This is a genomic window from Clostridium oceanicum (genome assembly GCF_039521385.1).
In the GTDB taxonomy this organism is placed as follows: Bacteria; Bacillota; Clostridia; order Clostridiales; family Clostridiaceae; genus Clostridium_F; species Clostridium_F oceanicum.
This window is the reverse complement of record NZ_BAAACG010000019.1, coordinates 176,143-190,506: the sequence shown is the minus strand read 5'-3', so window position 1 is coordinate 190,506 and position 14,364 is coordinate 176,143. Positions and strand designations below refer to the sequence as shown.

The window sequence follows — 14,364 nt, the reverse complement described above, 5'->3', positions numbered from 1 at the left end:
ATAATATTTGTAAATTAAAAGGAATTTTACAAATATTGTAGAATATTTTAAGTAATTGAGTTCACTTTTATCTTATTGCAAGTAATTCTAATATTTTCATTTTTCATAGGATATATAAAAATAAATAATATATAGAAAGATTTATAGATATTTTATGAAATAAAGTTACTTAAATTTTTCTATTGGCATATGAAAATAAATAATAGGTCAAAGATGCGACGGATATTTTGTGAAATACAATGGCTTGGGTTTTGCTAATAGTTATGCTATTAGTAGGTTCCAAGGAAGAAGTAGTTCACAAAATAAACTAGCATACTGACTAGTTATTTATTTGAATGTGCCTTAGTAGAGAGCGAGAAAAAAAGTAGTTTACAAAATAGACTGTATAATTACTACTTATTTATTTAATGTCTAAGGAAAATAGGAGAATTACATGTATATGATAAAGGATCCTAAGTTTTAGTTAGAATAGAGAGCTGATTTTAAACTAAGGATCCTCTAGAGTTCACTATTAGATAAGTTACTGTGGGGGTATATATGGAAAATTTGAATGGAAAATTTATTAATGATAAAGATATTTTAGGGAAAATAATAGATTCGGTACCGTACTTTTGCTATATAGTAAATAAGCAAGGGGATATAGTTTATGCTAACAAAACAGCTAATGAAAAACTGGAAGAGTTAGGAGTAAGCTATGTTGACAATATATATGATTATTTAGATAGATATGAATTCTTATGTATGAATGGTAAAAAATTAATAAAGAAAAATTGTAGTATCTATCATACTTTGAACTATAAAAAAGAAATTAAGGAAGTACCATTTGTTTGTAAAATTAAAGATGGAAAAGAAGTATATATTAGTATTTCTTCTACACCTTTAGAATTAGAAAATAATCTTGTGGGAGCAATAATAAGTCTAAGGGATATTACAGAAGAATATTTAAGTAAAAAAATGATAGAGAAAGATAAAGAAAAACTAATAAAAGTATCAGAAGAATTAAAAGATAAATGCAGCATAATAGAAATTTTAAGAGAAAAAGAATTGGAGCATATAAGATACTTAAGAGATGTTATAAATAATGTTTCAGAAGGTATAATTGTATTCGATAACAATCAAAAATTAAGTTTGTGTAATAAGTCAGTAAGAGGAATATTAGATATAAAACCAAGTGATATAATGAACCCAGAAAAATTATTGAATTATTATGATTTATATTTAATGAATGAAGATCAAAAATTTAGTGATAAACTTATAAGATTAAAATTAAAGTTAAAAGAAGAAACTAAAAATTTAATAGTTAAAGTTATAAATAAAAGAGATGACTCTATAAAATATATTGAATATAATAGTGTTCCTATTATAAATAAATCTGGTAGTGTAGTTTATACAATAATTACTATAAAAGATATAACAGATCTTAAGAAACATCAAGTCATAGCTCAAGAAAATGAAAATTTCATAAAAGATATAGTTAATACATTAGAAGTTCCAATTGCAGTGCTTGATTATCCAGAGCTAAAATACAGATTAGTAAATAAAAAATATGAAGAGTTAGTTAGTAATTATACTGAAAAACCCCTTATAGATAGTGTTATAGGGAAAAATATAAACGAAGTATTTACACCAAAGGAATTTGATGAAAGAGTTAAAGTTTTAGATTTAATAGGAAAAAATTGTGGTAGATATACATTTTCACCTAGAAAAATAAGAGATAACAATGGTGAAGAAAGATTTTATAAAATAAAATACATTTATCATAAAAGAAATATAAATCCTAGAAGAATACACATACATGGATCTGATGTAACTGAAGAAATAAAACATAATATAGAACTTCAAAATATAACCAGGTTAAAGGATGAATTCTTTACTGTTATATCTCATGAATTAAGAACTCCTATTACTATAATATATTCGTCCCTCCAATTAGCTAATGACATCTATAATGAGGAAGTAACACCTAATATAAGAAAAATATTAAATAGGATAAAACAAAACAGTGGAAGACTTTTAAAACTTATAAATAATACACTAGATATATCAAAAGCAGAAGCTGGTTTTTTAACCTCAAATAATTCTTATTTTAATATAGTAGAAGAAACGGAAAACATAGTTAATTCAATCATAAATTATTCTAACTTAAAAAATATACAACTTATATTTGATACAAATGAAGAAGAAGCTGAAGTATGTATAGATAAAAATAAATATGAAAGAATACTGCTTAACTTGCTTTCAAATGCCATTAAATTTACTGCTGAAAATAAATCTATCTATATTTTCTTAAATATAAGAGAGGAGGAATTTGAGCTTATTGTAAAAGATGAAGGTATAGGAATACCAGAAGATAAACTTGATTTTATATTTGATAGATTTGCACAAGTAAATAGTTCTTTATCTAGAAATGCAGAAGGTACGGGTATTGGTCTTGCTTTAGTTAAAAAGATAGTAGATTTTATGAATGGAGAAATAAATGTAACGAGTGAGATAAATAAAGGATCTATATTTACTGTTAAATTAAAGAGAAAATTGAATGAAACTAAAAATGAAATTGTACCTCCAGTTATACACAGTGATATAAATAACAAAATAAATATAGAATTTTCAGATATAAATTAATAGTAATAGCATATATTGAATTTCAAAAAATATATGCTATTATTAATTTTTAAGTATATAAAAATAAAAAAGTTTATTTTTATAATTTTTTTAGAATAATTTTTTATCTTAACGTTATAGTATAGACTTTCATAGTATAAAGTATTATTATATCTATGATAGTTTAGTTTATAGTATTGTCCTACAATTAATTTATATTATGTTTATTTTTATATAATATGAATGGTAAATTGCAAAATTAAAATTAGTAAAGCTTAAAATGAAATTAAATTTTTATACTATGTATAGGAATTAAGCATATGAAAATAAATAATAAATTAAAGATTTAAGGATACTTTATAAAATACAGTAGGGGTTTTTATAGTTTTACTATTGCAATAATAATAGTATGGTAAAGAAGCGGTAGTTTACAAAATAAATTATCATACTTACTACTTATTTATTTTAATGTGTATTATATGAAAGGAGATTTTAATTTTGAAGAAAATAATTATGACAGGAGGAGGCTCAGCAGGCCACGTTACTCCTAATTTAGCATTAGTTCCAGAACTTAAAAAAATAGGGTATGAAGTAGAATATATAGGAAGTAAAAATGGAATAGAAAAACAAATTATAGAATCTCAGAATATAAAATATTATCCTATATCTAGTGGTAAACTAAGACGATATTTTGATCTTAAAAATTTTTCTGATCCATTTAAAGTATTAAAAGGTATATTTCAATCTTTTTCAATATTAAGAAGGGAAAAACCAAATATAGTTTTTTCAAAGGGAGGATTTGTATCAGTTCCTGTTATAATAGGGGCTCATTTAAACAAAATACCTGTTATAACTCATGAATCAGATATGACTCCAGGTCTTGCAAATAGAATTTCAGCTCCATATTGTACTAAAGTCTGTGTAACTTTTCCAGAATCAATAAAGCATATAAAAGGGGATAAGGCTATACTTACAGGTACTCCAATAAGAACAGAAATTTTAAAAGGAAATAGAGAAAAAGCAATTAAGCTTTGTAAGTTTAAAGAAAATAAACCTATAATATTAATAATTGGAGGCAGCTTAGGATCGAAATTTATAAATGAGTTAATAAGAGAAAACTTAGAGGAATTAACTAATAAATTTAATATAATACACATATGTGGAAAATCTAACATAGATAATAGTTTGAAAAATAAACATGGATATGCTCAATTTGAATACGTAAGTGAAGAATTACCAGATATAATGAAATCTGCTGATTTAGTTATATCAAGAGCAGGTGCTAATGTAATATTTGAACTTTTAGCATTAAAAAAACCTAATATATTGATACCACTATCTAAAAAATCAAGTAGAGGAGATCAAATATTAAATGCAGCTTCTTTCAAAAAAAGTGGATACAGTGTTGTTATACAAGAAGAAGATTTGAATAATAAAATTTTATTGTCAAAAATATATGAATTGTATAAAAATTCAAATAAATATATAGAAAATATGAACAAGAGTGATGGGAAAGATGGAGTTTTAAATATAGTAAATATAATAAAGAAATATTCAAAATAATCTATAAAATAAATAACCTCAATAATAGTGTTAATATAATTGTAGTGGTTAACTTTTGCATAAGTGGTTATAAAGTTTTATTATAGTTAAAGAAAACTATAATTATTATTTTAAAAATGCAATTTAACTTGTAAATTTGCTTTATTACACTTTAAATCTACAAATTACAAATATATTATTGAATTTATTTATTTAAGTATTATAATAAGAATAAAGATTCAAAACGAGAATATGATTATTAGTGGTCATACCATTAGATTTTTATAAAGTTATTAAATGTTTATTGTAATTTTATAAAAAGTTTCTTTTAAACCTTTTCAAATTAACTTTTTATTAAATAAGTTAATTTAGAGGAGGTGAAAAGGATTTTACATATTTTATGTTTTGTTGTATATTATTTTATAGATTTTCAATCAAAAGATTACTTATAAAACAGTTAACATTATTTTGTGGGTTACAAAATTCACATAAAAATAAAAACTAAATAAAACTAAACAAAAACTAAGGGAAAGAAGGGAATCTTTTTATGAGAAAAATGAAAACTATGGATGGTAATACTGCTGCAGCTCATATTTCATATGCGTTTACAGATGTAGCAGCTATTTATCCTATAACTCCATCATCACCAATGGCAGAACATGTTGATGAATGGGTAGCTCAAGGAAGAAAAAATATTTTTGGACAACCTGTAAAAGTTATGGAAATGCAATCAGAAGCAGGAGCTTCAGGTGCAGTACATGGTTCACTACAAGGTGGAGCTTTAACAACTACTTATACAGCATCTCAAGGTCTTTTACTTATGGTACCAAACATGTATAAAATTGCTGGTGAACTTTTACCAGGAGTATTCCATGTAAGTGCTAGAGCATTAGCTGCTAACTCACTAAACATATTTGGAGATCACCAAGACGTAATGGCAACAAGACAAACAGGATTTGCTCTATTAGCTGAAGGTAGTGTTCAAGAAGTTATGGATTTATCAGCAGTTGCTCATTTAGCAGCAATTGAAGGTAGAGTTCCTTTTGTAAACTTCTTTGATGGATTCAGAACTTCTCATGAAATTCAAAAAGTAGAAGTTTTAGACTATGATGAACTAGGAAAATTAGTTGATATGGATGCAGTTAAAGCATTTAGAAGAAATGCTTTAAACCCAGATCACCCAGTAACAAGAGGTACAGCTCAAAACCCTGATATATACTTCCAAGAAAGAGAAGTTTCTAACGTATATTATGATAAACTTCCAGAAATAGTTGAAGGATACATGGGAGAAATTTCAAAACTTACAGGAAGAGAATATCACTTATTTAACTACTATGGTGCAGAAGATGCAGAAAGAGTAATAATTGCAATGGGTTCAGTATGTGATACTGCTGAAGAAGTTGTAGATTACTTAGCTGATAAAGGCGAAAAAGTTGGTTTATTAAAAGTTCATTTATATAGACCATTCTCATTAGATTACTTCTTTAAAGCATTACCAAAAACAGTTAAGAAAATAGCTGTTTTAGATAGAACAAAAGAACCAGGATCAATTGGTGAACCTTTATTCCTAGATGTTAAAAATGCATTCTATGGAAAAGAAGTACAACCTGTTATAGTTGGCGGAAGATATGGTTTAGGTTCAAAAGATACACTTCCAGCTCATGTATTATCTGTATATGAAAACTTAAAAGCAGATGAACCAAAAGATGGATTTACATTAAGTATCGTAGATGATGTAACAAATACATCATTACCACTTGGAGAAAAAATAGTAACAACACCAAAAGGAACAACAGCATGTAAATTCTGGGGTCTAGGATCAGATGGTACTGTTGGAGCTAACAAAAGTGCTATCAAAATAATTGGTGACCATACAGATATGTATGCTCAAGGTTATTTTGCATATGATTCTAAAAAATCTGGTGGTGTAACAATTTCTCACTTAAGATTTGGTAAAGAACCAATAAAATCTCCATATTTAATAGCAAATGCAGACTTTATTGCATGTCATAACCAATCATATGTTTATAAATACAATGTATTAGAAGGTCTTAAAAAAGGCGGTAAATTCTTATTAAATACTATCTGGAGTCCAGAACAAGTAGAAGAGCATTTACCAAGCTCAATGAAAAAATACATTGCTGAAAATGATATAGAATTCTATACATTAGACGCTGTAAAAATAGCTCAAGGAATTGGTCTTGGCGGAAGAATTAATATGATTTGTCAAGCAGCATTCTTTAAAATATCAAATATAATACCAGTAGAAGACGCTGTTAAATACTTAAAAGAAGCAGTTGTAACTAACTATGGTAAAAAAGGACAAAAAATTGTTGATATGAACAATGCAGCTATAGATGAAGGTGTTAATGCTATAGTTAAAATAGATGTAAAAGATTCATGGAAAAACTTAGAAGCTGAAAAAGTAGAAGAAAGTGATGCTCCTGAATTTATCAAAAACATCTTAGAACCAATGAACAGACAAGAAGGAGATAAACTTCCAGTAAGTGCTTTCAAAGGAATGGAAGATGGTACATTCCCAGCAGGAACTGCAGCATACGAAAAAAGAGGTATTGCTATAAATGTTCCAGAATGGCAAATGGATAATTGTATACAATGTAACCAATGTGCATATGTATGTCCACATGCAGCTATAAGACCAGTTTTAGTTAGCGAAGAAGAAGTTAAAAATGCTCCAGAAGGATTCAAATCTAAAACTGCTATAGGTGCTAAAGGATTAAACTTTAGAATGGCTATAACTCCATATGATTGTACAGGATGTGGAAGTTGTGCAGAAGTATGTCCATCTAAAGAAAAAGCTTTAGTTATGAAACCATTCGCAACTCAAGAAAAAGAAGCAGAAAACTGGGATTACGCTATGAAACTTTCACCAAAAGCTAACCCAATGAATAAAAACACAGTAAAAGGTAGTCAATTTGAAAAACCATTACTAGAGTTCTCAGGAGCTTGTGGTGGATGTGGAGAAACTCCATACGCAAAAGTTGTAACTCAATTATTTGGAGATAGAATGATGGTTGCTAATGCAACAGGATGTTCTTCAATATGGGGAGCTTCAGCACCATCAATGCCATATACTACAAACCATAAAGGACATGGACCAGCTTGGGCTAACTCTTTATTTGAAGATAACGCTGAATATGGTTTAGGAATGTTCTTAGGTTCAACTCAAGTAAGAGAAAAAGTATATGAAAACATAAAAGCTGTTTTAGATGAAAACATAAGCGAAGAATTAAAAGCAGTTCTTAAAGATGCTCTTGATAACCAATTCCTTGGAGAAGGTTCAAGAGAAAGATCAGAAAAAGTTATTGAATTACTTGAAAAAGAAAAAGATAGTAATGAATTATTAAAAGCTATCTATGAAGATAGAGATTATTTAGTTAAGAGATCTCAATGGATATTTGGTGGAGACGGATGGGCTTACGACATCGGTTATGGTGGAGTAGATCACGTTCTTGCATCAGGAGAAGATGTAAATGTACTTGTATTTGATACAGAAGTTTACTCAAACACAGGTGGTCAATCATCAAAAGCTACACCAACTGCAGCAATTGCTAAATTTGCAGCATCTGGTAAGAAAACTAAGAAAAAAGATCTTGGTATGATGGCTATGAGTTATGGATATGTTTATGTAGCACAAATATCTATGGGTGCTAACAAAAACCAAACATTAAAAGCATTAGCTGAAGCTGAAGCTTATAATGGACCATCACTTGTAATTGCTTACGCTCCATGTATAAACCACGGTTTAAAAGCTGGTATGGGACGTAGCCAAGAAGAAGAAAAGAAAGCTGTTGAATGTGGATATTGGGGATTATACAGATTTAACCCAGAATTAAAAGAACAAGGTAAAAACCCATTCACATTAGATTCAAAAGAACCAACTGGAAACTTTAGAGATTTCTTAATGGGTGAAGTAAGATATGCAACACTTAAGAAACAGTTCCCAGAATCAGCTGAAGCATTATTTGAAAAGACTGAAAAAGATGCTAAAGAAAGATTAGAAAATTACAAAAAATTAGCTGATCAATAATAGCATATAAATTTAAATAAAGGAGAGCCTTATATTATAAGGCTCTTTTTTTATTATATAAAATTATAGAGGTTATAGGAAAATTAAGTGTTTATTTCAATAAACATTATTGTATTTAGTGAGATATCATTATATCTTAGATAAGGCAAATTCAAATAAATAATTAGTTAGTATATTAGTTTATTTTATGAGCTGATTTTTCTTTGTAATTTGCTAATAGGATAAATATTAACAAAATATAAGTAGTTATATTCAATAAAATATTCGTTTTTTTTGACTAGTTATTTATTTCTATATGCTTTAATAAAAAAGATGTAGATTTAAAAAATGGTTTTAAATCTATAAAATGAAATTTAATGTAAATAAAATGTCATTTATAGCCTATTATATTTACTTATAGATATTATATGTTTTTATAATATATCATAAAAAATGCAATTCATGTTAAAAAATATACATGAAGAATTTTTAAAAAAATAGATATTAATCAATATATTGAAATAAATACAAGTATTTAAGGGAACAATAAGGCGTAACCATTAGTAATAATTAAAATAATTATAAAAAAATTGAAAGAAAATGATTACATAGAATTAATTGTCAAAAAATTATTATTATAATAATAATTGTAAGTTAAAAATTAAATACTTGCACTTTTTACTTTGACCTGATATTATATTGATAAATATACTTCCAGAGTAACATACGTAAGATAAAAAAAATCAATAAGGGGGAAAACGAATGGCTAAAAGAGAAAATTGGGGATCCAAGCTAGGACTTATTCTTGCAATGGCCGGAAACGCTATTGGTCTTGGAAACTTTTGGAGATTCCCGTATCAAGCCGCTAAAAATGGTGGTGGAGCTTTTATGGTTCCGTATATTGGAGCATTACTTTTATTAGGTATTCCAATAATTATAATAGAATGGATGCAAGGACGTTATGGAGGAAAATTTGGTCGTGGAACAGTAGGTCATATGATTTACCTTCAATCAAAAGAAAAAATAGGAGCTAAATCCTCAGCTGTTTTAGGTTCTATATGTGGAGCTATTATTATAGGTGTTGTTACCTTAGTTAATTCTTATTATTTGCATATTATAGGTTGGTCACTAGGTTATAGTGTTATGTCAGTTACAGGTGGGTATATGGACAAGGCAGTATCAACAGGACAATATTTTGCAAATTATATTCAATCACCAGAAAAAGTTATAGTATTTTGGGTTATATCAGTAGCATTTTTAGGTTTTGCTTTAGCTAGAGGTGTACAAAAGGGAATAGAAGCTTGGGCTAAATTGTTAATGCCATTATTATATGTATTTGGAGTGTTATTAATTTTTAAAGCTGTTACTTTAGGTTCTCCAGTTAAACCAGAATGGTCTTCTTTAAAAGGGTTAAGTTATATTTGGACCCCAAGGTGGAGCGAACTTAGTTTTAAAACTGTTTTAGCAGCCTGTGGTCAAATATTTTTTACTTTATCAATAGGTATGGGGATTGTTCAAAACTATGCTTCATACTTAAAAGAAGATGATGATTTAGTAACTTCAGGGTTATGTACTGTATCTTTAAATGAATTTGCAGAAGTTATATTAGGTGGTACTATAGTTATACCAATAACTTATGCTTTCATGGGTATGGAGGGATTACAAGCAGGTGTAGGTCTTACTTTTATATCTCTTCCAAATATATTTAGAGCTATGGGTGGAGGACAATTAATGGGAGCATTATGGTTCTTTATGTTCTTCTTTGCAGGAGTAACTTCTGCTATAGCTATGTATAACTATGTTGTTACTATATTAGAAGAAGAAATGAATATATCAAGAAAGAAAGCCTCTCTTGGAGTATTTTTCTTATATATGATAGTAGGAATACCAGTAATGCTTGAACCAATTTTAACAAAAACAGCAGAACTTGTTTATTTAACAGAATTAGATAACTGGGTAGGAAATTATTTATTAATAGTTGTTGGACTTATAGAAGTTATAGTTGTAGGATGGTTCTTTGGACCTGAAAGAGCTACAGAAGAAACTAATAGAGGATCTTATATAAAAGTTCCAAAATGGTTTTATTCTGTGTTAGTTAAATATGTAACTCCAATATTAATGATAACTGTATTAGTAGGTTCTACTAATGATTTTATAAAAGATGGATATTTTAAAGCTGTACCGTCTTTTGTTGAAAAATTCCCTAACTTAGTTCCTTGGGTTAATGGTGCAAGAATAGTATTGGTTATAGTTCTTGTTACAGGCTTTATTATAACTTATAAAGCTATAAAGAGAACTCATAAAAAAGATTTTGCATAGTTTATGGATTTTAACAAATCCTTATAAGGAGGTATAATATGTCTAGTTCAGGTTTAATATTTATGATAGTTGTTTGGTTAATTATATTTGCTTCAATAGCAAGTACCTTGAGGATTATAGTTAAAAATCAAAAGTAAGTGTGGTGATCTTAAATGAAAGAAGCTAAAATAGTTAGAGAAGTAGCCTTTTATTATGCATTAGTTAGCGCATTGTTTTTAGGTTTATCTCCTCAGTTTTTAGGGTATATATTTCCAATATTATTTTTACTTCCTATATATTTAGGTCTTACAGGAATAAAAAATAGAAAAAAAGTAGGATATTATGTAGGTATGGGGATGGTTCCTTTAGCATCTTCAGTAGCAATACTTTGGATTAGATATGTATATTCTATAAGAGGAGACTTTGAAGGAGAATTTTTAGCTGTTGCTGATAAATTTAACATAAGTGCTTCTACAGTGAGAATAATTACATCAATAAGCACTGTTTTTAGTGTAGTACTTTTGATTTTAGCAATAATTATGTTTAGAAAGCTTACAAAAAACAGAAAAGTTTTTTCAAAATAAAAGATAATAAAGGATTACTAAGAATTTAAACATCTTAGTAGTCCTTTTTATAAATTTACGTTATTTATGTAAATATATTAAAAAACTCTTTTAAAAAAGTAGGTTTAAGGGTACAATTAAAACATGACGAAAAAAAGGAGGTGAAACCTGGGAAATAACCAGGTGGATTATATGAAAGAAGAAAACAAGAATACATGTAGCTGTGGATGCCAAGAAGAACATACAGAATCTCAATGCAATTGTGGATGCGAAGAATCTAACCATGAAGAAAATTGTAGCTGTGGATGCAATGAAGAAGAAAAACTAGATCCTATAATGGTTGATTTAGAAGATGAAAATGGAAATAAAGTTACTTGCGAAGTTGTTGAGGAATTTGAATATAAAGAAGATATATATGCTTTAGTTGAAAATCCAGAAAACAAAGCAGTATATCTATTTAAAGAAGAAATCGAAGGGGACGAAGTTCAACTTGTAAACCCTGAAGATGGTGAATTTGAAGAAGTAACAAAATATTACGAAAATTTAAATAAATAATAAAAGTCGCTTTTAGCGACTTTTATTATTGTCTAGAAAATTATAACTAATTATAGAGAAAGCTTTATAAAAATGCATTTATTTTTGTGTATATACAGAATAATATTTATATATTTTAGTTTTTATAGTATAGTATTATTATAAACTTTATTTAAAGGAAGTGAGTATATGGAGAAACTAGCTATATTTGATATAGATTATACTTTAACTAAACAGGAAACACTTATACAATTTTATAAGTTTATCATAAAAAAGAAACCATTTCTTATGCTTCATTTTCCTAAAATTGCTATATCAGGACTTTTTTATTTAACAAAAATTTTTGATGCTGGTAAGGCTAAAGAAATGTTTATAGGTTTTATAGATGGAATAAAAGAAGATGAAATGCAAGATTTAGTTAAGGAATTTTATGATGAAAAATTGAGTACAATATTATATAAAGATGCAATTGATACTATAAAAAAATTAAAAAGTGAAGGATATAAAGTATATCTTATTTCTGCATCTGCTGAATTTTATTTAAAAGAATTATATAATATAAAAGAAGTAGATAAGATAATAGGAACTAGATTTACTTTAGAGGATGGTTCATATAAGAGAAAAATAATAGGTGAAAATTGTAAAGGAGAAGAAAAAGTAAGAAGATTAAAGGAAGTATTAAAAAAAGAAAATATAGAAGTGGATTTTAAAAATTCTTATATGTTTTCTGATTCTTTAGCAGATTTACCATTGTTTAAATTAGTAGGTCATCCATACCTTATAAATGCTAAGAAAAAATATAATAATATTGAAGTATTAAATTGGAAATAGCTTTATAAGATTAACGTATTAATAAAAGAGGGATTAAAATGAATAAATTCTATAATGAATATTACATAGAAGACGGAGTTTTAAATGAAATTAACAAGTTAGATGAAAGTTTAACAAAAGAAGGTAAATCATTATATGAAGTTATAAGAATTATTGAAGGTAAGCCGCTTTTTTTAGAAAAGCATCTAGAAAGGTTTGAAATATCAGCATCACTAGAAAATTTAGAACTATGGTATACATATTATGAAATAAAAAAATACATAGAAGAACTTATTAAAGCTAATAAAAGAAAGACGGGAAATATAAAAATAGTATTTAATTTCAACGATAAAAATACTTTTTTGTGTTATTTTATAAAACATTCTTATCCTAGAGAAGAGCAATACAAAGAAGGGGTAAAAACTATACTTTATCACGGAGAAAGACAAAATCCAAATGCTAAAGTTATAGATAATAATTTTAGAAAAAAAGTTCAAGATGATATAAATGAAAATAAAGTATTTGAAGCTATATTAGTAGATAGAAATGGATATATAACTGAAGGAAGTAGATCTAACATATTTATGGTTAAAGAGGGCAAAGTTATCACAGCTCCAGTAAAAGCAGTGCTTCCAGGAGTTACAAGAAATAGTATAATAGATGTTTGTGAAAAATTAAATATAGAAATTTTGGAGAAGAATATAAGCTATAAAAATATAAATTCATTAGATGGAATATTTATATCAGGGACATCTCCTAAAGTATTGCCTATATGTAAAGTTGATAGTATAAAATTTGATTCGGCTAATAATACTACAATAAGAAATATTATGAAAGCATATAATAAAAAAATAGAACTCTATATAAAAAGATATATTTAGAGTTTAAATTGAAGAGATAATCTATATTTAGAGTTTTATTTTTTTAATATACCCTAAATAATTGACAATATATAATTTATAAATTTATAATTTAAGTAATATTTTAACTTTGTCATTATCATAAATAATATATATTAAGGTTTGGAGTGTTAGATTTTGGGGGACTACTTGATAAAAAAAGTTCTTAATAACAATGTTATAATAGCACAGAAAGATAACGAAGATGTTATATTAGTAGGTAAAGGCATTGGTTTCAACGCTAAAAAAGGAGACTTATTATCTAGATATAAGGTAGAAAAGATATTTATTAAAAAAACTCCTAAAATAAAAGATACATATAATAAAGTTTTAAATAAAATTGATAAAAAAATAGTTGGCATATCAGAAGAAATAATAGATGCAGCAGAAAAAGAATTAGGTGCTAAACTAAATGAGGGGGTTCATATATCACTTCCAGATCATATAAACTTTGCATTAAGAAGAACAGAAAAAGGAATAAACATAGAAAATCCTTTTTTAGAAGAACTTAGAATACTTTATCCTAAAGAATTAAAAATAGCTTTAGATGCAGTAGATATGATAAATGAAAGACTTAATGTAAAACTTCCTAAAGATGAAGCAGGATTTATATGTCTTCATATACAGGCTGGTATAACTAAGCAAGAAGTATCTCAGTCTTTAGAATATACAAAAAAAATAAGTAAAGTTATGGAACTTATATCTAAGCTTACTAAAACAAAGGTATCAAAGCAATCGTTATCCTATATGAGAACATTAACTCATATAAATTTCATGATAGAAAGAGTAAAGAATCATAAACCTATTAGAAATGAATTGTTATCAAGCATAAAAAGAGAAATGAATTACGAATTTAGTATTGCTATAAAAGTAGCGATGCTCATAGAAAGATTATTTAATATAAAAATTCCGGAAGACGAAATGGGATATATTGCTTTGCATTTAAAAAGATTATCTCAAGAGTAGTTTTTATTTGCCTATAGGATGTAGATATGTCCTATAGGTCGTTTTATTATTAAATAAATTATAAATTTTTAATAATTAGATTAGATTAACAATTGCTAGATTTAAAAAGTAAAGGATTTCT

The 14,364-nt window shown here is 26.9% G+C and carries 9 protein-coding genes; all 9 read left to right on the top strand.

The genetic code is table 11. The features are described from left to right. Nucleotides 1-537 precede the first annotated feature (537 nt). Nucleotides 538-2,622, top strand: a complete 2,085-nt coding sequence (locus tag ABDZ71_RS17390) for a PAS domain-containing sensor histidine kinase (RefSeq protein WP_343763700.1) — start codon at nucleotides 538-540, stop codon at nucleotides 2,620-2,622. A 477-nt stretch (nucleotides 2,623-3,099) separates the two neighbouring features. Further along, a complete protein-coding gene (locus ABDZ71_RS17385) occupies nucleotides 3,100-4,164 on the top strand; it encodes an undecaprenyldiphospho-muramoylpentapeptide beta-N-acetylglucosaminyltransferase (protein ID WP_343763698.1) in 1,065 nt (354 codons plus the stop codon). 526 nt (nucleotides 4,165-4,690) lie between these two features. After that, a complete protein-coding gene (gene nifJ / locus ABDZ71_RS17380) occupies nucleotides 4,691-8,194 on the top strand; it encodes a pyruvate:ferredoxin (flavodoxin) oxidoreductase (protein ID WP_343763695.1) in 3,504 nt (1,167 codons plus the stop codon). A 741-nt stretch (nucleotides 8,195-8,935) separates the two neighbouring features. Beyond that, the gene (locus tag ABDZ71_RS17375; protein ID WP_343763692.1) at nucleotides 8,936-10,492 is read left to right on the top strand and encodes a sodium:neurotransmitter symporter family protein; all 1,557 of its coding nucleotides are present in this window, start codon (nucleotides 8,936-8,938) and stop codon (nucleotides 10,490-10,492) included. A gap of 152 nt (nucleotides 10,493-10,644) precedes the next feature. After that, nucleotides 10,645-11,055 carry a hypothetical protein gene (locus ABDZ71_RS17370; protein WP_343763689.1) on the top strand — a complete coding sequence of 137 codons (411 nt, stop codon included), beginning with the start codon at nucleotides 10,645-10,647 and terminating at the stop codon, nucleotides 11,053-11,055. A 171-nt stretch (nucleotides 11,056-11,226) separates the two neighbouring features. Then, the gene (locus ABDZ71_RS17365) at nucleotides 11,227-11,589 is read left to right on the top strand and encodes a DUF1292 domain-containing protein (RefSeq protein WP_343763686.1); all 363 of its coding nucleotides are present in this window, start codon (nucleotides 11,227-11,229) and stop codon (nucleotides 11,587-11,589) included. 168 nt (nucleotides 11,590-11,757) lie between these two features. After that, nucleotides 11,758-12,399 (top strand): HAD-IB family hydrolase, encoded by a 642-nt coding sequence (locus ABDZ71_RS17360; protein ID WP_343763683.1) that lies wholly within the window; start codon nucleotides 11,758-11,760, stop codon nucleotides 12,397-12,399. A 38-nt stretch (nucleotides 12,400-12,437) separates the two neighbouring features. Then, nucleotides 12,438-13,259, top strand: a complete 822-nt coding sequence (locus tag ABDZ71_RS17355) for an aminotransferase class IV (RefSeq protein WP_343763680.1) — start codon at nucleotides 12,438-12,440, stop codon at nucleotides 13,257-13,259. A gap of 153 nt (nucleotides 13,260-13,412) precedes the next feature. Continuing rightward, the gene (locus ABDZ71_RS17350) at nucleotides 13,413-14,243 is read left to right on the top strand and encodes a PRD domain-containing protein (protein WP_425544737.1); all 831 of its coding nucleotides are present in this window, start codon (nucleotides 13,413-13,415) and stop codon (nucleotides 14,241-14,243) included. The last annotated feature ends 121 nt before the right edge of the window (nucleotides 14,244-14,364 follow it).

Excerpts from the sequence above, each read along its gene's own strand:
- ABDZ71_RS17355 (WP_343763680.1), top strand. The coding sequence starts at position 12,438 with ATGAATAAATTCTATAATGAATATTACATAGAAGACGGAGTTTTAAAT.
- ABDZ71_RS17370 (WP_343763689.1), top strand. The coding sequence starts at position 10,645 with ATGAAAGAAGCTAAAATAGTTAGAGAAGTAGCCTTTTATTATGCATTA.
- ABDZ71_RS17390 (WP_343763700.1), top strand. The coding sequence starts at position 538 with ATGGAAAATTTGAATGGAAAATTTATTAATGATAAAGATATTTTAGGG.
- ABDZ71_RS17375 (WP_343763692.1), top strand. The coding sequence starts at position 8,936 with ATGGCTAAAAGAGAAAATTGGGGATCCAAGCTAGGACTTATTCTTGCA.
- ABDZ71_RS17365 (WP_343763686.1), top strand. The coding sequence starts at position 11,227 with ATGAAAGAAGAAAACAAGAATACATGTAGCTGTGGATGCCAAGAAGAA.
- nifJ (WP_343763695.1), top strand. The coding sequence starts at position 4,691 with ATGAGAAAAATGAAAACTATGGATGGTAATACTGCTGCAGCTCATATT.
- ABDZ71_RS17360 (WP_343763683.1), top strand. The coding sequence starts at position 11,758 with ATGGAGAAACTAGCTATATTTGATATAGATTATACTTTAACTAAACAG.